Here is a 24,935-nt window from a genome sequence, read left to right as displayed (position 1 = left end):
ATTGTCCCTAACCACTCCACCGTTAGTAGCTAGAACGTTGGTTCAGTAATCCAAGCGGCATTCACCTCACATGTAGAAGCGATAGTGCGTTTCAAGCGAATCGTTCTTTCCCAAATATTTCAAAATGCTGCCAACCTGACGTGCTGCCCGGATAGTAATTGGTTCTCCACGATCAAACTGCGTATTGTTCCAATTCATCTTAGTCAGTGCCAAAATCTCTTGAGCTAGAGCTTTTGGTGTTCCCTCTACACTCTCACACCGGAACTTGAGAGGACGGGGCACATACATTCCTGGGTAGGTTGAGAAAAAATCGATACTGCCCCTTGTGTACAAAACATGAGTGCGATCATCCAAAGTTAGTAACGTTCCCCGCAACGGTGGGTATTTGCCATACCGAAACAAACGGGTTCCACTTATGCGATCAAAACTAATAAATTCTGCGGAATTAATATCATGTTTGTCCAGCGCATCTTGAAAGCCTTCTAACTCCTCTGGAATAAATCGAGAACTCTTGTGCAATACAACTCTTGCAGGTAGGTTATGATGCTCTCGACGGTATAGAGCTAAAGCATTAGAAAGCAACTCAGCCGCATCCGCTGCTGGAAGGTAAGGTTGGCGGTCGTCTTTTGTCTGTTCTGCTTGACCTCCACGTAAAATAACCCCCTCCCCCCTCTCATTAAAAATTTGAGCAGTGCTGGTATAGACCTTGGAGCGATCGAGAGTTTTGTAGAAACTGATACCGATATAACAGGTGGTTAAATCCCGCGCATCTCGTACCAATCGCCACGGAGTTCCTAAAGCTTTGTAGTAAAGTGCGGTATAAAGATTCCAAGCACGAGTTGCTTCATCCTGAATAGAATGAGCTTTCTGCTTTCGAGGGCTTGCTTTTAGCTTCTTACCCGCGTTGTAAGTTTCTGGTAAAATAATTTGTGTTGGCTTCCGCAATACCATTGCTTTTGCCTTAAGCAAGTCATGGAAATCTAAATCTACTTCTGATTGACTATTGTGATTAGAAGATTGCTGGCTGGGATTCTCATTGTATTCTTCATCGATAAATATTCGTTCTAGTAAAGCTTCAGGTAATGCACAGATTAAAACATCTGGGCTTGTTTTTTTCATCGATGTATCGTAACTCTTCAATAAAGAACTTAACTGATTCTCGAAGGAATGTATTGGGGTCTTTGTTTTCTAGAAGAGTTTCAATATCCTTCTTTGAAATGGTTACATTTCTTCTGTCATCCAAGCTAATACCAGTAGGTAGGTTATCTTCTTCCCCAAAGCCTGGAAAGTCAGGAAAAAGATATTGTTGATTGCTTTTCTTTGCCTCAATTCCCTGCTTACATTTTTCCAGCCAAGCGGCTAATCTTTCGATCGTTTCCGAAGAGCCAATGATCCCCGCTTTAATTTCCTTAGGAGCAGAAGTGCTATCATAATCTAGCGGTTTATAATGCATCATTCCAAAACGAATGTCAATATGCCGTCCGCCATTGCCAAACTCTAGTTCAGGTTCTTGTAAAAATTCAATTTTCATTTTTTAATCGAAACAAAGGTAAATCATTCAGATTATCTTCGAGGATTTCAGTAGTTTCTTTATCCTCAGTCCCTAGCCAAATAGAGTCATTGATACCAACGTCGATTTCAAACTCTTCTAACCGATCAAACTCTAGAAATTGGTAAATAGGAGTGAATAATTCACCTTGGGCAGGCGTACTTAAATACTCAGCCCACATTACAAGTTGACCAAACACAGCAGAATTTTTCTCAAGACGTTTGATTCCTGAGAGCTTTTCCTGTTCAAATTTGTCTCTTGTATAGCCGTCTCTACTAAAGAAGTATGTTGGTGTAATTTCGAGAAACCAATTAGACTCGATTCGTAGAAATTGCCCTTGAAAAGCGGAGTGCCGATAGTAAGCAACTTCCTCAGAGTTTTTCTTTAAGTAGCGCTGAAAAACATCTCGATGAGTTTTCTTTGCAAGACTTCGGTAATCGTATTGACGTGCTGATTTATCAGCAGTTGGCTTAAAGTAGTAACACTTTTTCTTTGGGTCGAACGATAAATCAATTTTGACTTTTTCTCGAAGTGCCTTGTTCAGTAACCATACAAATTCCTGCTGCCGTTCAAGCCTGCTTGATAAAGACCATTCTTCTACGTCATGTTCCTCGATAGTTCCTGGATCGCAAATCTCTGTCCAAGGTGGTTCACGTAGGTTATGAAAACTCAGCACAAAATTTTCTTTCAACAACCACTCTTGTCCTAAATCTCGACCAATCTTCTGGAGTATTGAATATGCCTTAGATTCATCCTCTGTAATGGTGTAAGCCGTGTAGAGATGTTCTGCAAGCCGCGAAACTCGTAACAAATTGGAGTACAGCTTCTCTTGCTTTGGACGTGGTGCCAGATACAGTCCTGAATTTCGAGGGATAGCCAGATGCATTAAGGATAATCTGGCACCCACATCAAAGCGGTCACGTACTTTATCAAAAAGAACCTTTTTGGATTGCCGTCGCTTGAGGTCGCGGAAATAGTCTTTGGTAGAAACCCAGAAAGCTTCTTTGGTAGAGATTTTAATAATAATTAAAATGACCGGAGCATTGCCTTGCAGCCAGTAGTCAATATCTCTCTCGTCGCATCGATACTCGAAGCTAGTTTCAGTTTCTGCCTGAAGTTGAGTCTTTTGCCTAGCTTTGCTTTGAACCTGAATAATGCAGTTTGTAACCTCGCCAGTTTCAGAATCGCGGATTTCAATGACACCATCGATACCTGCTTCTACACCCCCAGACGGATACCAGAGAAAGCCCATTTCAAGGACGATCTCTTCAATAATGTTGATACCTTGTTGTCCGATAATATCGGAATGACTAATCTTCTTAGGCACAGAAGCAGTTAACTACATGTACAGAGAATACATATGTACTGTATTGTAGCTAAACGTATGAGCAAGCTAACACTTCATTGCTCCAGACAGAGAAAACCCCCTTTTGTAAATTCTGCGATATCTGCTGCTGTGAGTTAAGCCGTTAGCAGTCCAAGCTACGCGATCGCCAGCCAAAAAGCCAATAGCGATCGCGCTTTAACACCACGCTGCACTGGAAGCCCGCGATCGCGTAGCGTGCTGAAAGCATTTACTATTCATCGCCAGTCTTCATCGAGATAAAAATAGTGTTGCTCAACTTGCACAGCTAACTCAAAGTTTTTTTAAGATTTCAGGTAACGATTGCTATTTCGCATCTATCGCGGGGAATAATAGTAATTAGTAGATGACGCTACGTTTTTCTTTATGTAATGAGGAATTAGTTTTAGCCGAAGATGGAACTTCGAGAAGCTAGGTCGCTAAGGCTTGTGGATATGGAAATGACGATTGGACGATAGTCGTTAATGATTCAACGGTTGCAGGATGAGTGAAGGTTGTACAGCTTCATTCTTTACCTGCTGATTAAGCAACTCGGTCACAGTTTCATCTACAAAGTTCAGGAGATTCCATAAGCGCGAAACGTGGAACTTAGTGAACGATTGAACACCTGGTTAAGCAGTAATTACACGGAAGGTTTTGGGAGCAGCCAACCCGCTTCCTGAAACACTTTGCTCTTGTAAAGATAGATTTTACTTCAACTCTAACGCCCTGAATTGGAGCAGGAACAGCAACATGATTCAAACTACAGATACAGCTAAATTTACGACGACTGACCTAAATCGCTTTGCTGAAGAACTCAATCGAGATGGAATTTGTGTAATCCGGGGTCTATTTGACAGAGGATTGATCGAAGAGTGGGGAGATGCTTTTAATGAATTATTCCAAAAGCGCCAAAATCAACCGGGTGGTCTGGCACCTCGCGAACAAGCCCGCTTCTATCTAACCTTCCCTTGGGTTGCTCCCTTTGCCAATGTAGATGTGTTTGCGAATCCAGTAATTTTGGGGATTCTCAATCGCGTATTCTACCAAGAATATAAGATGGTGCAATTGGGGGCTGATATTCCAGTACAGGGTTCGGATTACCAAGAAATTCACCGGGACTTTCGCCCACTTTTCTCAGATCAGATAGTAACGCCACTCTACGCGCTAGCGGTTAACTTTCCGCTGGTAGAAGTAACGGCGGACAATGGGCCGTTTCAAATGGCGCGGGGAACTCATATCTTGCCTCGTGAGGAAGGGTTAGTGAAGGTCGCTGCTGGGGAAATTCCGATGGAGTCTTTTTATATGCAGCCGGGTGATGTGATGATTCGCTCGCCGTTGGCGCTACATCGAGGCTCACCGAACCGGACAAACACTCCCAGACCGATGGTTGTGATGGGCTATGTGATGCATTGGCTGCATACCGCGAAAGTGGACTTGACTGTGCAACGAGACTATTATGAAAGTCTGCCAGAGGAAATAAGGGAATTGCTGCGGTGCCAGGTGGTGGAGCAGTTGCCAGAGAACAAAGTTGAAACCTACGTGAATTTCAAGTATTAGGACGCTAATGTCTCAATTTGAGCCGACGCCTGAAGAATTCTCTAGCAAGCGCACCTACACTAATCCGGTGTACAACGGCTATTTTGCCGATCCGTTTGTTTGGGAACACGAGGGAGTATATTACGCAATCGGCACGGGTGCAGCAGAAGCAGAGGGAGAGGTGGACGAAATCGGCAAACAGCGCGTCTTTCCCCTCTTGCGCTCTGAGGACTTTGCAAACTGGGAGTTTGCGGGTAATGCACTGCTGCGCCCAGATGCTGCTCTGGGAGATAACTATTGGGCACCCGAAGTTGCTTATTGCGATCGCAAGTTCTATCTCTACTACTCCGTAGGACACGAAGACAAGCGGCATCAGTTACGGGTTGCAACGAGCGATCGCCCGTTGGGGCCTTATCAAGACATCGGTGAACCCCTCATAGACCCTGAATCGTGTCCTTTCGCCATCGATCCTCATGCCTTTCGGGATGACGATGGGCAATGGTATCTGTTCTACGCCCGCGATTTCTTGGATACAGAAGGTGGGGTAAGGGCTGGAACAGCGCTGATGGTAGACCGATTGATAGGGATGACAAAACTGGCTGGCGAGGGGAAAGTTGTTTTACGTGCCCGCTCTGACTGGCAGCGGTTTTTGGCAAACCGTTTGATGTATGGCGATCGCTATGATTGGCATACCTTAGAAGGTCCCAGTGTCCGCAAACATGGCGATCGCTACTACTGCTTTTACAGCGGTGGGCGCTGGGAAACGGAAAACTACGGCGTTGATTATGGCGTTGCAGATAGCGTCATGGGTCCCTACTCGGATGCAGGGAATGAAGCCGGACCCCGCGTCTTGAAAACTGTTGTCGATCGGGTTCTCGGTCCTGGTCATAACTCAATCGTTGTCGGGCCGGATGGTAAAACTGATTACATCGCTTACCATGCTTGGGATACGGGCAGGTCGGCGCGGCGGATGTGCTTAGATAAATTGATTTGGACGGCAGATGGCCCACGTTGCGAGGGTCCTACCTGGACATCGCAAACTATATAACAGTGCATAGCGATCGCGCTTGCCGAAACCGAAGCAATTCCAGCGACTGCTTGCGGCAAGATGTCAAGTGCGATCGCTGTTGAGGAGTGTCATGTATACGGGCAATTTTCTGGAAAGGTTTTTAGCCTAGAATCCAGGTTACAGAAATTGGCAAACGTCCTTCTTTTCACCAAAATCAGCAAAGAACCTTAGCCACTATGCCACCTGATCGGGAACTTTGGGTAACTTGATGATAAAGCTTGTTCCCTTGCCTTCAGCGCTTTCAACCTCAATCGTCCCTTGATGGGCTTCAGTAATACTCTTTACCAAAAATAATCCTAATCCCCATCCCGTTTGCTCCTCAGCAGAGATAGTTCGACGAAATTGTTGAAATAGGATTGATTGAGCGTCTCGGTCAATCGGATCTCCTTCATTATGGATAGTAAGGCTGATCTGCATTTCAGTTTGCTGAAGCGTGAGTGTAATCGGCGTGCCAGACGCACCATATTTCACAGCGTTAATTGCTAAATTTTCAATCACCCGCCGTATTTCTTTACGACTGCAATAACTCCTGATAGCAGAATCACAAACCACAACAAATCGCTCTCCATAAGCGAAGCTCAAATCCTCCACTACCTCCTGCACCAGGCTCTCTAAATCGCATTCTTCAAATTCAATCTTTAAGCTCTGCCCTGTCCGCAGCCGACTTGCATCGAGCAGATTTTGAATCATCGAATCCAGCCGATTGACCGCATTGATCATCCTCACCGCTACATCCACGTGGGTATCTCCTCGCTCCAGCCGACGCAGAGTCAGTTGAGTTCCCATTTTTACAACATTCAGGGGGCCTCTGAGGTCGTGAGTTAGCGTCACCATAAATAGCTCCTGAATATCTCGCAGCGTCTCGGAGAACTGAGTAGCAGCGTCATTAACGGCTTGCTCAATGGAGCCGATAATGATGTCTCGTTCCCTCACGTCTAAAGGCGCTTCTTCCTCTAAAACTTGAAAGATGACTTGACGAAGAATGTGGTACTCGAAAATGAGTTGACTCATGGAGTAGTCAGCATAGCCCGCCCGCTCATGCCCATGCTTCTTGCCAATTCGCGTGCTTTCTACCTCGTCGGATGCGATTCGGGCAGGTGTCCTGTCAATTCTGTTTGAGAGTTCATCTACCAGTTGGTTTAAGTACAGAGGTAGCGAATTTTGTAAGACAAGAGAAACCTGATGCATTGATGCTTTGACTTCATCACGCGCCCGCTTCTCCCACAGATGCATAATTCTTTCAACATTTTGCTGAAGGCGGTCAGAAGCTTGATTAGACATCGTTCTTGATTCTCTGCATGAGTGGAGGTAAGGGAAAGTTTCTAAGATGTGGGTTTGAGCGGGTTCAAGCAGGTTCGAGCAGCAAGCAACAGAAGTTGTAATGCATCTGTACACCCGGTCAAGTAGGAAACAAGGTTAAATTACCAAAGATTGTAAATAGTTTGGAAAAGCAGCAAAAAGATGTAATTGTAGCAAACTGCAAACCCAAACGCTTTAATCCGCCTTTTAAAACATAATTGAAACTACATTAAATTGCAAATAAAAGGTTAGTCTAAACCCCAATAGCTGCAAATAAAATTACGTTATCTGTAAACCAACTGCAAACATCATTTTGAAGCCACATCATCTGCCAATAGCTTTGGGGTAAGCGAAAAAAACTGCTCAAGGATTATTTTTAACCACTACAGTCCGATTTCTACCACTTCAGTCGATGCATATATGTCTGGTCAATAAGTCCTTTTAATTGGGATACTTTTGGTAATGTATTCTAAAAACTAGCGTTGGTCAATCAAACTGTTACTTGATGAAGAGGAAAGGCTTCATGCAAAAAAGAAACCAAGAAGGCAATTCTCTGATGGCTTTAGGGTGTATGTCGCAGGGTAAAATTATGTCAGTTTTGCTTTCTGACGATGAGATTTAACACGTCACTGCACTAAACGGCTGGATGAAGCGCTTTACCTATCAGAGTTGATAATTCTTAATAGGTCTCGGTCGTCATGGGTATACGAGCGATCGCTCTAGCCCAAAAACAGATTCCTGAATTCGGCTGTCATCCTCATCGCTAAGCCTAAACGTATCGCGAAATGGCATCCACTCCTCCATTTCCTGGAGAGGTACTGCGATTCTCACTACAATTCGCCCATAATCGGCGCTGTTGTTGCAGTAGCGACTTCATTTCTTGTCAAACCCAGCTCCCGGCTGATTTCGGTAGTTAGAAAGGTTTTATTTATACTTGGTATAAAAATTTCCTATATCTTTTTAGCGGCTCAATTGCCATACAGTGGTTCTACGCAACATCTGATGCGTAGAACCACTGTGTCACTTCAGTCATGATTAAAACCTTTTTCAAATTCTTGGTTATCCAGGATGGGGAGTAGATATGGATACAAGCCTGATCGTTTCTAATATCCTGAATCCACCAATCCTATTCTTCTTTCTAGGTATGCTGGCAGTTTTTGTTAAATCGGATCTTGAAATTCCGGCTCCTTTCCCCAAGTTACTGTCACTTTATCTGCTATTTTCTATTGGCTTTAAGGGAGGCGTAGAACTCATCAAAAGCGGCTTGACCCAGGAAGTCCTATTGACCATGCTGGCAGCCATAGTGATGGCGTGTGCTGTCCCGATCTATACCTTTTTTATCCTGAAGCTGAGGCTAGATACCTATGATGCCGCAGCGATCGCTGCGACTTATGGCTCCATCAGTGCCGTAACTTTTATCACGGCAGGGGCTTTTTTGACCGAGTTGGGGATTGATTATGATGGTTATATGGTTGCAGCCCTAGCGCTTATGGAATCTCCGGCTATCATCGTCGGGCTGATTCTGGTCAATCTATTCACAGCCAACCAGGGGGATCGAGATTTTTCTTGGTCAGAAGTGCTGCAAGAAGCCTTCCTGAATAGCTCCGTATTTCTGCTGGTTGGTAGCCTGATAATCGGAGTCCTAACTGGAGAACGCGGTTGGCACACTTTGGAACCCTTTACTCAGGGATTGTTCTACGGTATCCTGACCTTCTTTTTGCTCGACATGGGGTTGGTTGCGGCTAGAAGAATTAAGGACTTGCAAAAAACGGGCGTTTTTCTCATTTCTTTTGCAATACTAATCCCAATCCTCAATGCAGGTATTGGCCTTTTCATTGCAAAATTTATCGGAATGCCGAAGGGAGACGCACTTTTATTTGCGGTGCTTTGTGCAAGTGCTTCTTATATTGCTGTTCCCGCCGCTATGCGTTTAACGGTTCCTGAAGCGAACCCTAGCTTGTACGTTTCTACCGCGCTAGCTGTAACGTTTCCTTTCAACATCATTGTGGGAATTCCTTTATATCTGTACGGCATTGAGATGCTTTGGAGATAACATCATGCATTCAGTTAAACGAATAGAAATCATCGCAAATTCAGTTGAACTTGGCAAAATTTTAGACAGCTTGAAAAAATCAGGTGTAACGGGGCACCTAGTCATCCGAAATGTTGCCGGACAAGGGCTTAGAGGCGGTTCTGAGGATTTAGACATGACGATGCTGGATAATGTCTATGTCATCGCGTTTTGTGCGCCAGAAAAGCTTAAAGGTGCGGTGGAAATCATTCGACCAATTCTCAACAAGTTTGGAGGCAGCTGTTACATTTCTGATGCGATGGAAATTCGCTCGACGAGATGCGTTGCTTCGTTGTAGGGCGGCTAATTTTGCCTTTTGTGAAATCTGAAGAAACTAAAAAACAAAAGTAAAGTCTAGCTTCAGCTTTAAACTTTGAATCGTTTATTCTGCAACTTTTACTTCTTCAAAAGCGATGAATGAAAACAATGGGTTGATGGGGCGACGCAATTTCTTGAACTTAACGGGAACTGGCGGAATAGCGCTGATGGCTGCTGTGACAGGAAGTGCATTTTGGGGCGTGCAAGCAAATCGAGCGATCGCAGCGACCGTTGATCCTCCCAGCCCTGATGCCGCCCTAAAACGTTTGATGGAGGGCAATCAACGGTTTGTGCAACACAAGGCTAATCATCCCGATCAAACAGAGGCACGCATTAAAGAAATTGCCCAAGCACAACACCCGTTTGCAACTCTGCTAACCTGCGCGGATTCGCGGGTGTCTGGGGAAATTTTGTTTGACGAAGGACTCGGAGATTTATTTGATATCCGGGTTGCCGGAAATATCGTGACTCCGGAGGTGCTTGGCAGTCTGGAATATGCTGTAGCTATCCTCAGCACTCCTGTGATTATGGTTTTAGGTCACGAACGCTGTGGTGCTGTCACCGCCGCAGTCCAGGGGGAACGTCTCCCTGGAAGCATGAATTCTTTTGTCAAAGCGATTAAACCTGCGATCGCTAAGACAAAAGATGAATCGGGCGATCCGGTTGATAATGCTGTGATTGCAAATGTCCGGTATCAAATTGAGAAATTGAAGCAAAATTCAACGATCGTTTCCGAACGATTGCTGGATGACAAACTCAAAATTGTTGGAGGTCGTTACGATCTTGATACGGGAAAAGTCACGTTGATTTAGGATTGCGTACAACAGGCATCTCAATTTCCGTCAACGCTGATGCCATTGCCGCGAACATTCGCTCTGCTGACGGTGATACTAGATAAATATCGCCCCTACTGTCTCTGCTGAATTATGGTTGCAATAGATAGGTAGGGGCGAACTGCCTATCCAAATATGCAGACTTTGCCGACAGGCAGCACGAAGGGCTACAGGGTTAGGGCGATCGCGCTTACAAAAAGAGCGATCGCATCTTTTAAGATAGAGTTTGTGCCAGCATCACTTATTGTTAGAATTTTCTCAATCGCTAGGAAAGGTTTTGCTCTGATAATGTCATCAGATTGCAGAGCTTATAAACTGCTCTAGCCCCAACGTTACCATCCCACTCACTATTCCCCACTTCGCATACATCAAACCCAATAATCTGTCTGCCGCTATTGACAACTTCGCGGAACAAGAAAAAGGTTTGCTCTAGTTCTAGACCTCCAGGAACCGGAGTTCCTGTATTCGGGCACAGTTTGGGGTCTAATCCATCGACATCGAAACTGATGTAAACATTCTGTGGTAATTCTGCAACGATTTGTTTGCAAATTTCCAACCAGGAAATTCCAGCATAAAGCTTTTGTTTTAACTGAGGATCGTAGTAAGCAGAAACTCGCCCTCCTGACTGTTGAATCAGATTAACTTCATCTTGAGAAATATCGCGAATACCCACTTGAACTAACTTCGATATTTCGGGCAGTTTCAGCGCATTAAACATAATTGAGGCATGAGAAAACTCGAAACCCTCGTAAGCATCGCGTAAATCCGCGTGAGCATCAATGTGTAAAATTCCGAATTCCGGGTAACTTTCTGCCAATGCCTGAATAGCTCCCAGAGGTACGCTGTGATCTCCTCCGATTGCTGCAACTTTTTTACCCTGTTTTATAGCAGCTTGAGCCTGTTCAAACAGGCATTGATTGACAGCTTCACACTCTTGATTAACCGTTTTTAAGACTTGCGTGAGGTCGGGATCGTCTTCGACACGCTTCCCTTGTTCCATATGCTCAATAATTCGAGCCGCATCCTGCCTCAAAACCTCGTTTTTCTGCTGAATACCTTTGGGAATTTCTACCATGAAAATACCTTTTTTCCAGCCTTCTGGATTGTCAAAGTCATACAAATCCAGTTGACGAGAGGATTCTAAAACTGCATTTGGTCCAAAAGCTGTGCCGGAGCCATAGGAAACAGTCACTTCCCAGGGAATGCCAAACACAATAATATTGGCAGAGTCGTAATCAAATGGAAGTCCTAAGAGATTACCGTTATCGACACCAATACCGCTAGGATCAAAGTTTAGGAGGATTTCTTCTCTGGTAGCCATTGAGTATGTCCTGTATCAAAGTGGGTTAGCAAAAAGTGGCTTGATAAATGTTAGCGTTGATATTGCAAGTTTCGGGATGAGCCAAGCTGAGTCGGTTGCTATCCCAGTCTATCTTCCACAAGGACTTGTTAACATAACAAATTAGCGATCGCTGATGCCAAATAACATCAAGACAACTTGGAGTGGTTATCATGCCGATAAGGACAATCTGAGGGCTGATATTTGGTCTTTGCTGAAGCAGCAGGGGGTAGCCATCGGAGATCCGCAAGGTCACATTCCTAACTTTGTCGGTTCCCAAAAAGCAGCTGAACAGTTAGCAGATTTACCAATTTGGCAACAAGCAAAATTAATTAAGTGCAATCCGGATTCACCGCAAATTCCGGTGCGATCGCGTGCTTTAAAAGATGCGAAACGCTTATACATGGCTGTACCCCGTTTAACGAATACTCGCTGCTTTGTTGAATTGACGGCTGAGGATTTGCAGCAGCGCAACATCCCGCTTGAAGAAGCTGCGATCGCTAAAGCAAAAGATGAATCGGGCGATCCGGTTGATAATGCTGTGATTGCCAATGTTCGGTATCAAATTGAGAAATTGAAGCAAAATTCAACGATCGTTTCGGAACGATTGCTGGATGAAAAGCTCAAAATTGTCGGAGGTCGTTACGATCTTGATACTGGAAAAGTCACGTTGATTTAGGATCTGGCGATCGCTTCTATTGCCATTATTGCCACTTCTCCAATCTAGGAGTTGTTAGCAATAGAGCGATCGCTACTCCGTTTTCCCTTTACTCTCCTGAACATTCGCATTCGTTATACTTTGAATTAACTGTGCTGTATACGGAGCCATTGGAGAGGGTTGAGAACATTCTCCAAAGAGTAGATTATCTCCCCAAATTAGTAAGGTACTTTGCTGTTTTCCATAAAAATTGTTGTGTATCGATACAATCCGATTTTTCCCCACACGCTTGAATGAAGAAAGGTTGCCGCAAAGAGTTTTTTCGTCAGCTAGGCTGGGGAAAAGTTCGTTAGTTGGACGAGGTTCATAACCTGTCAATATTACCTCATCAATAACTTTCAGGCTATCTAAATTAACAATAAGAAGTCTACCATTCTCTGATTTGATGATGGCTCGTTCGTCAGACAGGTAACACATATAATATTGAAAATAATCTTCCTCCAGCTCTAATGTCGCAGTTCCCATCAAGTGACAATCAGGAAAACGATAGCAACGCAAATCAGATAAGTTGTCAACAACTAAAAACTCGCCTCCAGCGGGATGAAACTCAGGAGGGATTTTATTTTCAAGTTCTGGAATTTCAAGAACTTTAATTTCTCCCTTATCTTCCCATATCCAGTGTACCCACGATCCATCTTGACCTGCTGCTTCCCAGGCAGCTAAAACTTTGTTTTCTGGGTGAGGAATGAAGGAAAAATAACTAAATGAATCACCACTTTGTAAAACGGTACTTTTTAAAACGTTCCATTTTTCGGTTTCACGGTACTGGACTTGGACTTGGTAATTTTCAACTTCAACAATATTCCAAAGCTGAGTACCATCGTTTGAAAATAAACATCCATTACAGTACATTTTCGATCCAGTTGGATGTATTTCTTCAAACAGAACCTTCCCATCAATTTGAATAACTAAAAGCTGACCTTCTTCATTTGTAATTGCCAGCATTTGACCGTTAGGACTAATTGTTAAATTATCAATTGGATATCCGATATCATATTCAAATAAAGTCATTAGATTTTCATCAAGCACTAAAACTTTACTTTGTGAAGCAACTACGATTCGCTGTCCGTCAGGTGTTGCTACAAGAAGACTATTTCGATGTGATAGTTGTAACTCTGCTAATGGTGTAATCAACATATTTTTCCCACCACAATAACCTATTATTCCATCATTTCATCCGTCAGGTTCACCTGGATAGAAGTGATCGCTTATCCTGTCAGCTAGCAACCAGGGAATAACGGCTGTGAGTGAAGATGCTTCCGAGTGCTAGGGTTGGATGAAGCGATCTGCTCGTGCAGTAGGCGTGTCTATTAACTGAGTTTAGTAAAGCCGTATTGAACTAGACTAACTAACGATTTGTCAGCTGGTTCGCGGTGTCACTTTATTTGTCGCCTTCTCCAATAGTCTGGTCTGCGCTTACCGTGCGCTATTGCAACAATCCAGATGAACTCCTCCAACTCTGCATAGAAAATGAGAAAGGGAAAACGCTGCATGACATAACGACGCAACCCCGAAACTTTGTACAGCGCTCCCAGATTTGGATTTTGCTGGATTTTGCCAAGCTCTTGCTCTACTTCAGTTAGGAAGTCAAGACCAAACCCTACCTTGCGCTCTTCATAGTAGGCGATCGCACTATCTAGCTCGGCTCTGGCTTCACTATGAATAATTAACGGTTTCACGAATACTTCTCTCGCAACTCCGCAAACACCTTACTAGATGGTTCACTCGAAGCAGTGCCGTTGGTAATTCCCTGCATTCTTCGCTCCAACTCAGCGGCCCAGAGAATTTCCGCATCATCATCTACATCTTCATCCAGGGAATGGATTAAGAAGTAGGCAAGCTCTGCACGATCCTGCATGGAGAGCCGGGAAAGCTCAATCTTAAGTTTTTCGGCTGTTTCAGTCATGTTTGCATCTCCTTGCAGGTCATGCTTCGTCTTAAGCTTGATTATTAGTACGAATGTAACAGAAACAAGGAAAGCAACGTTGTAGTAGTTAGACAGTCAGAGGGCGATCGCTTGTCCTGTCAGCCAGCATTTTCTTTGCCAATTCGAGAGTGGCGCTCGCCTGCTCGTGGCTGACACCTGCTGTATGGCAGATAAAGTTAGGAGCTTGGCAATCGTTTGCTAAGAGCATTGCGAATTAAAATTATCAGAATTCCTAAACCTGTAAACACTAACGCCGCAATGTTACTTTTTGGCTCGGCGAAAGCAATGAGAAACAGGTTGGAGAACAGCGCTAAAGCCGGAATCGCAGAAGGAACCTGAAACCCTTCGGTTCGAGGTTCTCGGCGTTTGATGACTAGCAATGATATGTTGACAAGAGAGAACATTGCCAGAATCAATGTTGAGGTTGTTCCAGCCAAGAATGCAAGCGGAAATGCCAGCGCGAGAAAAATGACGAGCGGCAGAATGACAAGCAGCGTTCGATAGGGAGTTGCTCGGCGTGGATGTAATTTTCCTAACCAAGCTGGAAGCAATCCTTCGCGGGACATTCCGTAAAGCAGACGCGATGCCGTGACAAAATTCAGCAAAGCAGTATTTAGAACGGCGAATAAGGCGATGAGTGAAAAGACGACTGCTGGAAAATTTGGCTGCGATCGCTGAACGACATCGAGAAGAGGAGCGTTCGAGGCGGCAAGTTCCGCCGAACTGAGTACCTGAACGGCAAGCCAGGAGACGAGAACATAAACGACACCTGCAATTCCTAGGGAAAGCAGAATCGCTCTCGGAACATTGCGCTGGGGATTTTTTACTTCCTCGGAAACATTGACAATATCCTCAAATCCAATGAAGGCGTAGAAGGCGAGTGCGGCTCCCTGAACGACCGCTATCCAACCAGTCGATGATGCGTTGGGGACGGGAACGGGAACCGGATTCGCCGCGCCTGCTGGGTTCCCGATAAGGAAAAGAGTGGCGACAAATATAACAATCAGAAGACCTGAAACTTCAAGAGATGTGCAAAAAATATTTAAGGCTGAGGACTCCTGCATTCCCCTAAAATTGACAAATGCAAGACCCGCAAATAGCGCCAGGATAATCAACCAATATGGAATCGCTGGAGCAAAAGCGTTGAGATAGCCTGCAAACGCTTTTGAGAGAGTCGCCATCGAAACTAGGCAGGTACAAAACATCAACCAGCCTACCAAGATTGACAGCCAATCCTTGCGAAACGCTCTGTGGATGAAACTGGCGACTCCTCCGCTATGCGGAATTCGGTTGCCAAGTTCCGCATAGCTTAAAGCGGTAAGTGCAGCAACAGTCATGGATACCAGGAAAGAAACCCAAACCAAAGAGCCGGAAAGTCCGGCAATTTTTCCAACCACTGCATATATTCCGGCACCGAGAATATCACCAACCCCATAAATCACCAGCGTCGGCAATCCAAACACTCGCTTGAGTGAATCCGCTTCTGCATTCGGTTCCATAGAATTTTTCTTATCCTTGTATTTACCCAATCTTGCAATCTTTCTGCTCGTCAGTATAGGGGGTAGGGGGTGGAAGCGCGATCGTTAACCGAAAAGTATTTTGTACATAAAGTACATAAAGGTTTTACAACCGCTTGCGCGATCGCTTTGGCAACAAATCCTAGCGAGTTTACAATCCGGCGAGCGATCGCACTATCCGCTTCAACGACGAGCAAAAAGTAACGCTCTGGCTGGATGAACGGCACTATCGGAGATCGCAACCTAATCTCTGGAACATCGATTAATTAGCTTAGACCGTCAGGGATGTATATCCAGAGTGTCAAAACTCGATTCAGCTGTGTGAAGTTCATGCCCCGATTCTCTGAGTTCCTAATAGAAGGGTTTGAGCGTTGGATTCTGCGTGTACTTATTGTTACATTTTCTGCAACGAAGATAGCAATCGGCTAAATTTAGCTGAGATTAGCAGAAAATACTCGTTTACAAGGAAATTAGAAAAACTATGCAGAAACTAACTCGAATTTTATTCGCTACAGCCCTAACCTTGAGCATTTTGTGTTTTCCCACTAAAGCTTTTGCTAAAGCTAAAATTCAAATTGCCATCCTTTTAGATTCTAGTAATAGCATGGATGGACTCATAGATCAAACTCGTACTCAACTTTGGCAAATCGTCAACTCTTTAACTAAAGTAACCAAAGATGGCGAAGTCCCAGAATTAGAAGTTGCTTTATACCATTATGGGAATGATAGTTTACCCTCCGAAGAAGGTTATGTCAGACTTTTAACTGGATTTACTCCAGAATTAGATTTAGTTTCAGAAAAGTTATTTAGTATCCAAACCAACGGCGGTCAAGAATATGCTGGCTGGGTAATCCGCTCAGCTGTAAAAGAATTAAACTGGAGTAAAAATAAAGAAGATTTTCGGGTTATTTTTATTGCGGGTAATGAATCCTTCGATCAAGGCCCGATAGTTTGGAGGGAATCGGTCGATCTCGCTGCTAAGGGAAACACTTTAGTGAATACTATCTACTGTGGTTTATCAGAAGATCGGGAGCGACAACTTTGGGCTTCAGGAGCTGATTTAGCACAAGGTAGCCACTTCAATATTAATCAAGACGAAAAAACTGAATTTATTAAGTCTCCTTACGATGAGAAAATAGCTACTTGGAATGATAAGCTCAATCAAACTTACATTCCCTATGGTGCAGAAGGAGAAGTCGGACAACAACGTCAGACGATTGAAGATAGTAACTCCGGCATGAATTTGGCGATGCGCGGTAACTCCAAAGCTTCTGCCTATTACAACAATGCTTCTTGGGATTTGATTGATGCTCTCGATAAGGGAATCGTTAGCCTTGAGAAATTACCAAATAATGCTTTGCCGAAAGCTATGCAAGGGATGACTTTAGCTCAAAAGCAAGAATATGTAGTAACTAAGAAAGCCGAAAGAGAGACAATTCAAAAAACGATCCGCGACTTATATCAAAAACGTAGTGAATATGTTGAAAAACAGCGCCAAGTTAGTGATAGTGGAAGTAAAAATACTCTTGATTCTGTAATTATTCAAAGTCTTCGCAAGCAATTAGCAGCTAAAGGATTTAAACTTCAATAGTTCCTAGAGTACCCTAGAGTTAATTGAAACTTGGTATGAAACATACAGGACTTACGTGGAGTATCTGTAATTGGTTGGTGCGTAAGTCCTGTTGTATTAGCGATAGGGCGAGAGCGGGATACAATTTTCCTGTCCCAAAAACAGCTTGTAGGCGGGATTCTTGCTTTCATCCCAATAGCGATAGCCGAGGGTATCAAGAAATGCCTGCCACTCTTCCATCTCGCGGGGAGGCACTTGCATCCCTACGACAATTCGCCCGTAGTCTGCGCCATTGTTGCGATAGTGGAACATACTAATATTCCAGTTGGGACTCATAGAACCGACAAACTTCATTAATGCGCCGGGACGTTCGGGAAACTCGAAGCGATAAAGCAATTCATCGCAAGCGAGGGGAGAACGTCCGCCAACCATGTGACGTAAGTGCAATTTGGTCAGTTCGTCATCGGTTAAGTCAAGGGTTTTGAACCCGCAAGCTTCAAAACTTTCTGCCATCTTTGCAGCATCAGCACGGTTTTGAATTTGCACGCCGACAAAAATCTGAGCTTCTTTTTCATCGGCAATGCGATAGCTAAATTCAGTAAGATTGCGTCTGCCAAGACATTCGCAAAACTTACGGAGACTGCCCGGTTGTTCGGGAATTGTAACAGCATAAATGGCTTCGCGGCGTTCGCCAAACTCGGCGCGTTCTGCGACAAAGCGGAGGCGATCGAAGTTCATGTTAGCACCGCAGGCAACAGCAACTAGCGTTTGTCCTTCGATTTGCTCCCGTTCGGCGTAGGCTTTCGCACCTGCGATCGCTAATGCACCCGCTGGTTCTAGAATCGATCGCGTATCCTCAAATACATCTTTAATTGCAGCACAAGTGTCATCTGTACCCACCAGAATGATTTCATCGACATACTCTTGACACAGCCGGAAGGTTTCTTCCCCGACTTCCCGCACTGCAACCCCATCGGCAAATAAACCCACATTCGACAAGCGCACCCGTTTCCCGGCTTTCAAGGATTGATGCATCGCATCGGCATCGACGGGTTCAACGCCAATAATCTTAATATCGGGACGTAACCGTTTCACATACGCCGCAATCCCAGAAATCAATCCCCCTCCCCCAATCGCCACAAAAATAGCATGAATGGGTTGCTGACATTGCCGCAGAATTTCCATCCCAATTGTCCCCTGTCCGGCAATTACGTGCGGATCGTCAAAGGGGTGAATAAAAGTTAAGCCTTTTTCGGCTTCCATCTGACGGGCAAAAGCATAAGCATCGTCGTAGGTATCGCCATGCAATACAACTTCTCCCCCTCGCGCTTTAACGGCATCTACCTTGACTTGCGGCGTGGTGACAGGCATGACGATAAGCGATCGCGTTCCCAACTGACGTGCAGCTAGGGCGACGCCTTGGGCATGGTTCCCGGCGGATGCAGCAATCACACCCTGTGCCAGCATATCCGGCGACAGGTGCGCCATTTTGTTATAAGCACCCCGCAGCTTGAAGGAAAACACTGATTGCATATCCTCCCGCTTGAGCAGAAGTTTGTTATTCAGTCGTGTGGAGAGGTTTGGGGCGTATTCGAGGGGCGTTTCTTGGGCGACATCGTAGACACGAGCCGTCAGGATTTGTACCAGGTAGTCGCAAAGCATGGGGTGAAGGGGGTTGCAGATGGCGGATGGAAGACAATTTTACTTCACTGGCTTTACCATAATTACAATACAGACAGCCTTAGACTGCAAAAGCATGGAATAAATATGTAGAACATTACAATCTGGGTATGGAGTTTGAATGGGACGAAACCAAGGCAGCGATCAACTGCAAGAAGCATGGTGTGAGCTTTGAAGAAGCAAAGACAGTTTTTGACAATCCACTTGCCCTAATCTTTGATGATGAGAAACATTCAGTAGATGAGCATCGGGAAATTATCATTGGTCACTCTCGGAACAATCAATTGCTGCTAGTCAGCTATACTGAACGTCCAAATGCAATCCGTATCATTAGTGCCCGTCTCGTCACTCGCAGAGAGCGTGAAGATTATGAACAAAACGCCTTTTGATCAACCTTCAAAATCTGAAGATGAACTTTTGCCGGAGTACCAGTTTGATTATAAAAATGCAAAATATAACCGTTTTGCAAGTCGCATTGGGATGCAAATGTCTTCATCAGATCACGTCTCAGAATTGAGTATTGAATGGGCAAACATATCATCAGAGGATGAACTTCGCAAACTCAAAGACGTACTTGGTTCCTTTCAAGCTATAAAGCAAAAACTTTCAGAAGACTTAGACATCAAAATTAGAGCTAATGGATACAGCGAATTTTTTAAGATTCTTAAAAAAATTCAGATTGTTTTTGGGAGTAGCCATAAGAAAGAACATGGTGGCGATGAAAACACTAATTCTGGTGTTATATCAACTCGTCAACCTCTTCATGAAGATGCCCTGTTTTTTTCGTCAGAACAGCATCGCTTAATATATGCTCTTATTCGCCTTCAGGGCGCTCAGCGAATGGATATGTTAGGCATAACAGAGCAACACTGGAAAGATTTAGGATTAATCAAGCGATGGTTTAGAGCGTTATCAAAAATGATTCATCCTGACTGCAACAAAATACGGGGAGCCGATGTAGCGTGGCAGAATTTAGAAAAAATCAAAAATGATCTAGAGAAGCACGCAGAGAAATTTGGGCAACGTAATAAATAGAGGAATTGAGAGTTTTTATGGAAATTTATTACTGTTAAGAGCTTAATAGAACTATGAGTCAAGATTACACCGATCAGAGTAATTTAGTTCCCTCAGAATATTATCACTCACTCGATAGCCTTAAGGTTACACGCGAAAGTATCTGTATAAACGGTAAAACTATTGGATGGATTGAGACAAAGTTAAATCCACGCACCTTGGCTGAGATCGAGAATGCATGGATAAAAGGGATTAGAATCAATATAAATGACGGTAAAATATGGCTAGATTCGGAACGTGTACATTCAGTGCTGAGAACGGATAAGGCCTCTGCTAGTAAATGGGTTATTTTGCTACCCGATCACTTTAAGGTAGAGATTGAAAAACGCGAATATGTTAACGCAGTAGCTCTTGCAGCTAGCCTTCAACATAAAATGCCGTTATCACGAGATGATTACCATCGAGCTTATAGAGAAGTTTCTTGGGAGATGTTAACAGCTCTGCGTAGGGCACCTCAAGTAGAGAAAATTTATGGATTATTACGTCGAGACTTGGATAAAGCACTATCTAAGCTCAAAAACAAACGAATAAAAGACTATAAAATTGTTTGTGATGAATTAACAGGTGAAACTCTTAGAAAATACGCTGAGTTTTCTCATATTCGTTCTAAGGATATTTATCCTGAATATGCCTTGTTTATCTGGAATGGACTTGTTGTTAATAAGACTACGCATGGAATTATCACAGCGAATAATATAACGAATGAAGATGACTTGCTTGAACTGTGTGATCAGAATGGCTGGGACACTTCATGGCATCGAGAATTTATCTTTTACCTCGAAAACTGTAAAATTAATTATGATGGATTTTTTAAGGATTTTATGCTTTAACTATCCAAATACCTATTGCTAGACTCCTCTAGCAATAGTGAACTCGCCCCAGCGCAGTAAATTGAGTTTACGAAGCAAACCCAGCTATCATTATTCACTACCAACACAACCATCCGCATACAGTGGAGATGATCGGGTAAAACAGCGATCGCACTTTACCACTACCCGAAGGGCGATCGCATCATAGACAAAACCCTGTCCGCTATCTTTGAGGTATACTGCCAACTCTTTCATTTAAGTTGCTCAGCATGGACATCACAGCTAGGTTAAATGAAATTGCAGCCCTGAGCATTGAAGATAGAATTCTTCTTGTGCAAGCAATCTGGGACAGTATTGCAGCCGAGCAAGCTTACCCTGATTTGACAGCACCACAAAACCAGGAACTTGATGCTCGGATCAATGACTATGAAACGAATCCTGGCAATGTACTGATTTGGGAAGAAATCAAAGCATCGATTAAGAGACAGCAATAAAATAATGGTCTTATAGTATTTTCTGCAACAATGCAACGACTATAACCAAGGTACTTCAACAGGCGATCGCAAGAGTCATGCAGCTTCCTGAAACACAACAAGATGCGATTGCAGCATTTATCCTTGAAGAGCTTGAAGATGAAGCCTTGTCTTTGCTTCAAGCAAGTTCATCCCACACTTCGTCTAGATTTTGCTCGTGTTAGTAAAAGTTATCGTCCTGTCGGCGTGAGAAACGAGAATGGTGTTGTGTGGTTTTAGATTGGTACGCATACAGACTACGACAAGTTGCTTTCTCAGTTATAGCGATCGCTCACATTAATTTTGGCTGTATGTAGAAGTGCGATCGCCTTTGGTACGCTACGCGATCGCTTTTCATAAGTGAACACTCAACCTCCCATCTTATTGCCTAGTAAAGGCTGTAGGCGATATATCTGAGATATGTAGTGCAGGACACGATGAGTTTTAACCAAGACTGAACCATCTTTACTCTTGCCAGGTCTAAGGTAATACAACAATCAAATGCGTTGTTGCTGCACACTAACAACCTGGAATTCTCACACTTATGAAGATGAAACCTTTGTTCTTCTTGCCAGGAGCGATCGCGTTGATGCTTGCCGCTTCCCCAATGATTCCCGCTTTCACCAATGTTGCCTTTGCTGGTCCTGGTCGCGCTGGTGGCGCAGGAATGAAGTATAACCAGCTGAATTTGACTGATGCTCAAAAAGCCCAAATGCAGCAAATTAAAGAGTCTACGCGGCAGCAAATGGATGCTATTTTCACCGCAGAGCAAAAGGAACAAATGCGCCTTGCTAAAGAGCAACGGCAAAGACCGAATCTAAACCTGACTGAAGACCAAAAAACAAGACTTAAAGCGGTTCGCCAGAGTAGCAAGAGCCAAATGGAAGCAGTGTTGACTGCTGAGCAAAAACAACAACTTGAGCAATTGCGCCAGCAATGGCGTCAACGCCGTCAACAACCACAGTTTTAACGGGAGCATTGCGATTGCTTTGTAAGAAAATGTAGCTCGAAAAGAGTTTACCTAGCAAGTACATAGCATCAAGAGGGCATGGGAATAATCACTTCCCATGCCCTCTTATTTTCATCAAACACAGACTGCTTTTGATCAAGCAAAAAATCTGTTTCGATTTCCAAGAATATTGAACAATAATTTTATAAATATTCTTTCATAGCTATTAATTATAGGCTTGCTTTGCCTCTAAAAGTTAATTGCTCCAAAAGAGTTATGAAATATAAATAAATCCAAGGCTCAAAATTTTATCGAGTACAATTCAAAAAAAACCTTAGTTTTCAAGGAAGCAACGTATGGAAAAATCAATTATTCAGTTGGTTGATGAGCTACCAACTGATAATATCACGGTTAAAGTTTTAAAGGCTCTTGACTATGTAGTGCCAAGTCAGTGGAATAACTTAGTAGGGTTTGATAATAGTATCCGTAGTATTACTGGAGAAACTGATGCCAAGGTAATTCAAAAAATCCGCGATCGCGCTGTTGCTTTATATCACGATCCTCAACAAGGCTATCAGACCGCAATCAAACTTTATCAAACAATTGATAAAGCAGACACAGCGATGGCAGCAGCGGCTTTAGCTAATAAAGTTAGTGAAAAAATAAGCTTTCTCTCTTTTTTGGGCAACATCACTCCCAAAGCAGACGTAACTCAAAGTATTGACCTTGTTCTAAAAATCGCTATCGAAATTATCGCCTTCTGTAAACTGAATGGCATTCCCCAACCGAATCCACAAGAATTTTCTAATTCTCTCGCTAACAACTATAAAGATGCATCCCTAACGCGGATGATGGCTTTAGTTTGTATAGATGGAATTCTGCCATTGGGTCCTGACTTTCTCAGCAAAATTCAGGGAGTGATTAGTGGCGCTGATACTGGCGTATTAGCTCAAAATCCGGTTTTTTTAGCCGTCCAGAATTTTCTACCAGGAAATAATCCCTCTGATAAACTTGGTTTTCTCACTCAGGGTTTCAACTCTGTGCAAGGCTGGATGCAGAATTTAGTATCTAAGACAGGCGTCACGCCGCAATCTATTTCTAATAGTTTGGGTAATTTTATCCAGATTGCTGATGATAACTTAGACTTTGTCGCAGCTTTTTTGGATCAAACAACCAATTACTACGAGCATACAGGAGTTCAAAGTGTGGCTCGCAATCTAATTTTCAAAGCTCATACTTTGGTAAAAGAGGAAGTTATGGAAGAGGAGCCAAAGCTCCATCAAGATGTTTCCTCTACTGTAATATCAGATACCTATCAGTATGCAGTAGGTCAAACAGTAGAAGTCTGGGATAGTGAGGAAGAGGATTGGTATCAAGCAACGCTTCAGAAAATCAAAGATAACCAATGCTTTGTTCATTACATCGGTTACGGTTCATCCCATGATGAGTGGATTGACGAAGATGACATTCGTATTCCCAATAGTGGCTCATCCGATGACAACGGATATACGGTGGGTCAAAAGGTAAAAGGTTGGGATGATGAAGAAGAAGATTGGTATTCTGCAACAATTGAGAAGATCCAAGGCCAGCAATACTTTATTCATTACATTGGTTACGATTCATCCTATGACAAGTGGGTCGATCTGGACGAGATTTGCTAACTGCTGAATGAGCAAGGAGCCGAATCCGCGATCGCTCTCATGGTCAGTCGTCCACCATGAGAGCGATCGCTCTGTTTTTCAGGCAGGCAACAAAGGCGTAATCCTATAATGTAATTCAGAGATATTTCATCCACAAGCTTATTTGTAAATCAGAAATCATAAAAGTCTTAAAAGTCGATGGTTGAAACAATTATTGTTTTTCTGATCGTTGGACTGATTATCACTGGGATTTTAGTCAATCCGGTCCTAGTTAAACGACGACGGAACCGCCTGCAACAGCGTCCTTTTTTACCCCTATGGAATGCAATTGTTGAGAATAATCTTCCAATTTACCTTTTTCTTTCTCCCGCTGAACGAAAACGGCTTCAGGGACACATTCAAGTGTTTTTAGCAGAGAAACAATTTATTGGTTGTGGAGGATTAGAGGTAACAGAAGAAATGAAGGTAATTATTGCGGCTGTTGCCTGCTTACTCCTACTCAACCAGCGAGAAACCTACTTTCCTAAACTTCGTTCAATTCTGGTTTACCCTAGCACATATTTTGTTAATGAAACCGCTTACACCGGAAATTATATTGTTGAAGAAAGGCGTGTAGCTAGACTGGGAGAATCGTGGACAAATGACCAACTGGTACTGTCTTGGGAACAGGTGAAACAAGATACTTCCAATTGGCGGGATGGACATAACGTTGTGCTTCATGAATTTGCTCATCAGTTGGATCAAGAAGATGGTAAAGCTGAGGGTGTTCCTATTTTGCAGCGAGACTCAGACTATGACCTTTGGGCAAAAGTGATGACGGAAGAATATCAACAACTCTGCAATGATATTCAACGAGGCGCAAAGACAGTAATGAATAGCTACGGTGCAACGAATCCCGCAGAATTTTTTGCCGTAGCGACTGAGACATTCTTTGAAAAACCCCACCAATTACTGAAGAAGCATCCGGCACTTTACGAACAACTGCAACGCTACTATCAACTAGATCCAGTGCAGTGGGTTTAAATAGTTTCAATTTCATCTAAGGTGAGTGCGATCGCCTAACTATACCGACCGCAAGCGAGGCTACTTAATCGCCGACTGAAACGAAACCACGCAATTGCCCTAAAGGCTTAAGCTGCGATCGCTCTCATTTAAGCCTTTCTACTGAAACTTAAGCTCA

28 protein-coding genes are annotated in these 24,935 nt (G+C 43.6%); 14 read left to right on the top strand and 14 right to left on the bottom strand.

The features are described from left to right. Positions 1-66: 66 nt before the first annotated feature. From H6H02_RS08285 to H6H02_RS08275, 3 genes are read right to left on the bottom strand one after another with little or no spacing between them, the layout of a single operon-like run. A complete protein-coding gene (locus tag H6H02_RS08285; RefSeq protein ID WP_190816499.1) occupies positions 67-1,119 on the bottom strand; it encodes a hypothetical protein in 1,053 nt (350 codons plus the stop codon). Next, a complete protein-coding gene (locus H6H02_RS08280) occupies positions 1,076-1,531 on the bottom strand; it encodes a hypothetical protein (protein ID WP_190816497.1) in 456 nt (151 codons plus the stop codon). The genes H6H02_RS08285 and H6H02_RS08280 overlap by 44 nt, the downstream gene beginning before the upstream one ends. Next, positions 1,521-2,876 carry a DUF4365 domain-containing protein gene (locus H6H02_RS08275; RefSeq protein ID WP_190816495.1) on the bottom strand — a complete coding sequence of 452 codons (1,356 nt, stop codon included), beginning with the start codon at positions 2,874-2,876 and terminating at the stop codon, positions 1,521-1,523. The genes H6H02_RS08280 and H6H02_RS08275 overlap by 11 nt, the downstream gene beginning before the upstream one ends. Positions 2,877-3,644: 768 nt before the next feature. On the opposite strand from H6H02_RS08275, the gene H6H02_RS08270 reads away from it, so the two are divergent. Then, a complete protein-coding gene (locus tag H6H02_RS08270; protein WP_190816493.1) occupies positions 3,645-4,451 on the top strand; it encodes a phytanoyl-CoA dioxygenase family protein in 807 nt (268 codons plus the stop codon). A gap of 7 nt (positions 4,452-4,458) precedes the next feature. After that, positions 4,459-5,478, top strand: coding sequence for a glycoside hydrolase family 43 protein (locus H6H02_RS08265; protein WP_190816490.1), 1,020 nt, complete (start codon positions 4,459-4,461; stop codon positions 5,476-5,478). A 195-nt stretch (positions 5,479-5,673) separates the two neighbouring features. Here H6H02_RS08265 and H6H02_RS27025 read toward each other — a convergent pair whose 3' ends face one another. Both H6H02_RS27025 and H6H02_RS27570 read right to left on the bottom strand, forming a co-directional pair. Next, on the bottom strand, positions 5,674-6,780 hold the full coding sequence (locus tag H6H02_RS27025) for a HAMP domain-containing sensor histidine kinase (RefSeq protein WP_242040622.1): 1,107 nt from the start codon (positions 6,778-6,780) through the stop codon (positions 5,674-5,676). Positions 6,781-7,494: 714 nt separating this feature from the next. After that, a complete protein-coding gene (locus tag H6H02_RS27570) occupies positions 7,495-7,629 on the bottom strand; it encodes a hypothetical protein (RefSeq protein WP_277922532.1) in 135 nt (44 codons plus the stop codon). A 250-nt stretch (positions 7,630-7,879) separates the two neighbouring features. Between H6H02_RS27570 and H6H02_RS08255 the strand changes: the two genes are divergently transcribed. The 3 genes from H6H02_RS08255 to H6H02_RS08245 all read left to right on the top strand — a co-directional run bounded on the left by H6H02_RS08255 (position 7,880) and on the right by H6H02_RS08245 (position 9,999). Beyond that, complete coding sequence (locus tag H6H02_RS08255) at positions 7,880-8,851, top strand: sodium-dependent bicarbonate transport family permease (RefSeq protein WP_190816488.1); 972 nt, start codon at positions 7,880-7,882, stop codon at positions 8,849-8,851. A 4-nt stretch (positions 8,852-8,855) separates the two neighbouring features. After that, positions 8,856-9,167 carry a P-II family nitrogen regulator gene (locus H6H02_RS08250; protein WP_190456342.1) on the top strand — a complete coding sequence of 104 codons (312 nt, stop codon included), beginning with the start codon at positions 8,856-8,858 and terminating at the stop codon, positions 9,165-9,167. A 115-nt stretch (positions 9,168-9,282) separates the two neighbouring features. After that, on the top strand, positions 9,283-9,999 hold the full coding sequence (locus H6H02_RS08245) for a carbonic anhydrase (RefSeq protein ID WP_190816486.1): 717 nt from the start codon (positions 9,283-9,285) through the stop codon (positions 9,997-9,999). Positions 10,000-10,285: 286 nt separating this feature from the next. Here H6H02_RS08245 and H6H02_RS08240 read toward each other — a convergent pair whose 3' ends face one another. Next, entirely contained in the window at positions 10,286-11,341 is a 1,056-nt protein-coding gene (locus H6H02_RS08240; protein ID WP_190816484.1) for an agmatinase family protein, read from the bottom strand. A 154-nt stretch (positions 11,342-11,495) separates the two neighbouring features. Between H6H02_RS08240 and H6H02_RS08235 the strand changes: the two genes are divergently transcribed. Then, positions 11,496-12,038, top strand: coding sequence for a carbonic anhydrase (locus H6H02_RS08235; RefSeq protein WP_190816482.1), 543 nt, complete (start codon positions 11,496-11,498; stop codon positions 12,036-12,038). A 72-nt stretch (positions 12,039-12,110) separates the two neighbouring features. Here H6H02_RS08235 and H6H02_RS08230 read toward each other — a convergent pair whose 3' ends face one another. The 6 genes from H6H02_RS08230 to H6H02_RS08205 all read right to left on the bottom strand — a co-directional run bounded on the left by H6H02_RS08230 (position 12,111) and on the right by H6H02_RS08205 (position 15,763). After that, on the bottom strand, positions 12,111-13,214 hold the full coding sequence (locus H6H02_RS08230) for a hypothetical protein (RefSeq protein WP_190816481.1): 1,104 nt from the start codon (positions 13,212-13,214) through the stop codon (positions 12,111-12,113). Positions 13,215-13,453: 239 nt separating this feature from the next. Continuing rightward, entirely contained in the window at positions 13,454-13,756 is a 303-nt protein-coding gene (locus H6H02_RS08225) for a type II toxin-antitoxin system RelE/ParE family toxin (protein WP_190816479.1), read from the bottom strand. Continuing rightward, entirely contained in the window at positions 13,753-13,983 is a 231-nt protein-coding gene (locus H6H02_RS08220; protein ID WP_190816477.1) for an addiction module protein, read from the bottom strand. The genes H6H02_RS08225 and H6H02_RS08220 overlap by 4 nt, the downstream gene beginning before the upstream one ends. 88 nt (positions 13,984-14,071) lie before the next feature. Next, positions 14,072-14,212, bottom strand: coding sequence for a hypothetical protein (locus tag H6H02_RS08215; protein WP_190816475.1), 141 nt, complete (start codon positions 14,210-14,212; stop codon positions 14,072-14,074). Further along, positions 14,181-15,503 carry an amino acid permease gene (locus tag H6H02_RS08210; protein ID WP_190816473.1) on the bottom strand — a complete coding sequence of 441 codons (1,323 nt, stop codon included), beginning with the start codon at positions 15,501-15,503 and terminating at the stop codon, positions 14,181-14,183. Before H6H02_RS08210 ends, H6H02_RS08215 begins: the two co-directional genes overlap by 32 nt. Positions 15,504-15,553: 50 nt before the next feature. Then, complete coding sequence (locus H6H02_RS08205) at positions 15,554-15,763, bottom strand: hypothetical protein (RefSeq protein ID WP_190816471.1); 210 nt, start codon at positions 15,761-15,763, stop codon at positions 15,554-15,556. Between the two features lie 239 nt (positions 15,764-16,002). Between H6H02_RS08205 and H6H02_RS08200 the strand changes: the two genes are divergently transcribed. Continuing rightward, entirely contained in the window at positions 16,003-17,112 is a 1,110-nt protein-coding gene (locus H6H02_RS08200) for a vWA domain-containing protein (RefSeq protein WP_190816469.1), read from the top strand. A gap of 96 nt (positions 17,113-17,208) precedes the next feature. Here the strand turns inward: H6H02_RS08200 and ilvA are convergent, their stop codons facing one another. Then, the gene (gene ilvA / locus H6H02_RS08195) at positions 17,209-18,753 is read right to left on the bottom strand and encodes a threonine ammonia-lyase, biosynthetic (RefSeq protein ID WP_190816467.1); all 1,545 of its coding nucleotides are present in this window, start codon (positions 18,751-18,753) and stop codon (positions 17,209-17,211) included. Between the two features lie 128 nt (positions 18,754-18,881). Between ilvA and H6H02_RS08190 the strand changes: the two genes are divergently transcribed. From H6H02_RS08190 to H6H02_RS08180, 3 genes are read left to right on the top strand one after another with little or no spacing between them, the layout of a single operon-like run. Further along, on the top strand, positions 18,882-19,160 hold the full coding sequence (locus H6H02_RS08190) for a BrnT family toxin (RefSeq protein WP_190816465.1): 279 nt from the start codon (positions 18,882-18,884) through the stop codon (positions 19,158-19,160). Beyond that, positions 19,141-19,806: a hypothetical protein gene (locus H6H02_RS08185; RefSeq protein WP_190816463.1), complete on the top strand. Its 666-nt coding sequence runs from the start codon at positions 19,141-19,143 to the stop codon at positions 19,804-19,806. Before H6H02_RS08190 ends, H6H02_RS08185 begins: the two co-directional genes overlap by 20 nt. A 53-nt stretch (positions 19,807-19,859) precedes the next feature. Continuing rightward, positions 19,860-20,675: a hypothetical protein gene (locus H6H02_RS08180; protein ID WP_190816461.1), complete on the top strand. Its 816-nt coding sequence runs from the start codon at positions 19,860-19,862 to the stop codon at positions 20,673-20,675. Between the two features lie 90 nt (positions 20,676-20,765). Here H6H02_RS08180 and H6H02_RS08175 read toward each other — a convergent pair whose 3' ends face one another. Continuing rightward, positions 20,766-20,909: a hypothetical protein gene (locus tag H6H02_RS08175; protein ID WP_190816459.1), complete on the bottom strand. Its 144-nt coding sequence runs from the start codon at positions 20,907-20,909 to the stop codon at positions 20,766-20,768. 14 nt (positions 20,910-20,923) lie between these two features. On the opposite strand from H6H02_RS08175, the gene H6H02_RS08170 reads away from it, so the two are divergent. From H6H02_RS08170 to H6H02_RS08155, 4 genes are all read left to right on the top strand, one after another. After that, entirely contained in the window at positions 20,924-21,148 is a 225-nt protein-coding gene (locus H6H02_RS08170) for an addiction module protein (RefSeq protein ID WP_190816457.1), read from the top strand. A 562-nt stretch (positions 21,149-21,710) separates the two neighbouring features. After that, the gene (locus H6H02_RS08165) at positions 21,711-22,136 is read left to right on the top strand and encodes a Spy/CpxP family protein refolding chaperone (RefSeq protein WP_190816454.1); all 426 of its coding nucleotides are present in this window, start codon (positions 21,711-21,713) and stop codon (positions 22,134-22,136) included. A gap of 335 nt (positions 22,137-22,471) precedes the next feature. After that, positions 22,472-23,776, top strand: coding sequence for a hypothetical protein (locus H6H02_RS08160; RefSeq protein ID WP_190816452.1), 1,305 nt, complete (start codon positions 22,472-22,474; stop codon positions 23,774-23,776). A 177-nt stretch (positions 23,777-23,953) separates the two neighbouring features. After that, positions 23,954-24,778 (top strand): M90 family metallopeptidase, encoded by an 825-nt coding sequence (locus H6H02_RS08155; RefSeq protein WP_190816450.1) that lies wholly within the window; start codon positions 23,954-23,956, stop codon positions 24,776-24,778. The last annotated feature ends 157 nt before the right edge of the window (positions 24,779-24,935 follow it).

The sequence above is a fragment of the Coleofasciculus sp. FACHB-1120 genome, from assembly GCF_014698845.1.
Taxonomy (GTDB): domain Bacteria; phylum Cyanobacteriota; class Cyanobacteriia; order Cyanobacteriales; family FACHB-T130; genus FACHB-T130.
Note: the sequence above shows the minus strand (reverse complement) of the source record. Positions and strands in the feature narration are given on the sequence as shown.

What these genes read in the sequence shown, in the direction of transcription:
- H6H02_RS08285 (WP_190816499.1), bottom strand. Translation starts at nt 1,119, where the DNA reads ATGAAAAAAACAAGCCCAGATGTTTTAATCTGTGCATTACCTGAAGCT.
- H6H02_RS08280 (WP_190816497.1), bottom strand. Translation starts at nt 1,531, where the DNA reads ATGAAAATTGAATTTTTACAAGAACCTGAACTAGAGTTTGGCAATGGC.
- H6H02_RS08270 (WP_190816493.1), top strand. Translation starts at nt 3,645, where the DNA reads ATGATTCAAACTACAGATACAGCTAAATTTACGACGACTGACCTAAAT.
- H6H02_RS08265 (WP_190816490.1), top strand. Translation starts at nt 4,459, where the DNA reads ATGTCTCAATTTGAGCCGACGCCTGAAGAATTCTCTAGCAAGCGCACC.
- H6H02_RS27025 (WP_242040622.1), bottom strand. Translation starts at nt 6,780, where the DNA reads ATGTCTAATCAAGCTTCTGACCGCCTTCAGCAAAATGTTGAAAGAATT.
- H6H02_RS08255 (WP_190816488.1), top strand. Translation starts at nt 7,880, where the DNA reads ATGGATACAAGCCTGATCGTTTCTAATATCCTGAATCCACCAATCCTA.
- H6H02_RS08250 (WP_190456342.1), top strand. Translation starts at nt 8,856, where the DNA reads ATGCATTCAGTTAAACGAATAGAAATCATCGCAAATTCAGTTGAACTT.
- H6H02_RS08245 (WP_190816486.1), top strand. Translation starts at nt 9,283, where the DNA reads ATGAATGAAAACAATGGGTTGATGGGGCGACGCAATTTCTTGAACTTA.
- H6H02_RS08240 (WP_190816484.1), bottom strand. Translation starts at nt 11,341, where the DNA reads ATGGCTACCAGAGAAGAAATCCTCCTAAACTTTGATCCTAGCGGTATT.
- H6H02_RS08235 (WP_190816482.1), top strand. Translation starts at nt 11,496, where the DNA reads ATGCCAAATAACATCAAGACAACTTGGAGTGGTTATCATGCCGATAAG.
- H6H02_RS08230 (WP_190816481.1), bottom strand. Translation starts at nt 13,214, where the DNA reads ATGTTGATTACACCATTAGCAGAGTTACAACTATCACATCGAAATAGT.
- H6H02_RS08220 (WP_190816477.1), bottom strand. Translation starts at nt 13,983, where the DNA reads ATGACTGAAACAGCCGAAAAACTTAAGATTGAGCTTTCCCGGCTCTCC.
- H6H02_RS08215 (WP_190816475.1), bottom strand. Translation starts at nt 14,212, where the DNA reads ATGCTCTTAGCAAACGATTGCCAAGCTCCTAACTTTATCTGCCATACA.
- H6H02_RS08210 (WP_190816473.1), bottom strand. Translation starts at nt 15,503, where the DNA reads ATGGAACCGAATGCAGAAGCGGATTCACTCAAGCGAGTGTTTGGATTG.
- H6H02_RS08200 (WP_190816469.1), top strand. Translation starts at nt 16,003, where the DNA reads ATGCAGAAACTAACTCGAATTTTATTCGCTACAGCCCTAACCTTGAGC.
- ilvA (WP_190816467.1), bottom strand. Translation starts at nt 18,753, where the DNA reads ATGCTTTGCGACTACCTGGTACAAATCCTGACGGCTCGTGTCTACGAT.
- H6H02_RS08190 (WP_190816465.1), top strand. Translation starts at nt 18,882, where the DNA reads ATGGAGTTTGAATGGGACGAAACCAAGGCAGCGATCAACTGCAAGAAG.
- H6H02_RS08185 (WP_190816463.1), top strand. Translation starts at nt 19,141, where the DNA reads ATGAACAAAACGCCTTTTGATCAACCTTCAAAATCTGAAGATGAACTT.
- H6H02_RS08180 (WP_190816461.1), top strand. Translation starts at nt 19,860, where the DNA reads ATGAGTCAAGATTACACCGATCAGAGTAATTTAGTTCCCTCAGAATAT.
- H6H02_RS08175 (WP_190816459.1), bottom strand. Translation starts at nt 20,909, where the DNA reads ATGAAAGAGTTGGCAGTATACCTCAAAGATAGCGGACAGGGTTTTGTC.
- H6H02_RS08170 (WP_190816457.1), top strand. Translation starts at nt 20,924, where the DNA reads ATGGACATCACAGCTAGGTTAAATGAAATTGCAGCCCTGAGCATTGAA.
- H6H02_RS08165 (WP_190816454.1), top strand. Translation starts at nt 21,711, where the DNA reads ATGAAGATGAAACCTTTGTTCTTCTTGCCAGGAGCGATCGCGTTGATG.
- H6H02_RS08160 (WP_190816452.1), top strand. Translation starts at nt 22,472, where the DNA reads ATGGAAAAATCAATTATTCAGTTGGTTGATGAGCTACCAACTGATAAT.
- H6H02_RS08155 (WP_190816450.1), top strand. Translation starts at nt 23,954, where the DNA reads ATGGTTGAAACAATTATTGTTTTTCTGATCGTTGGACTGATTATCACT.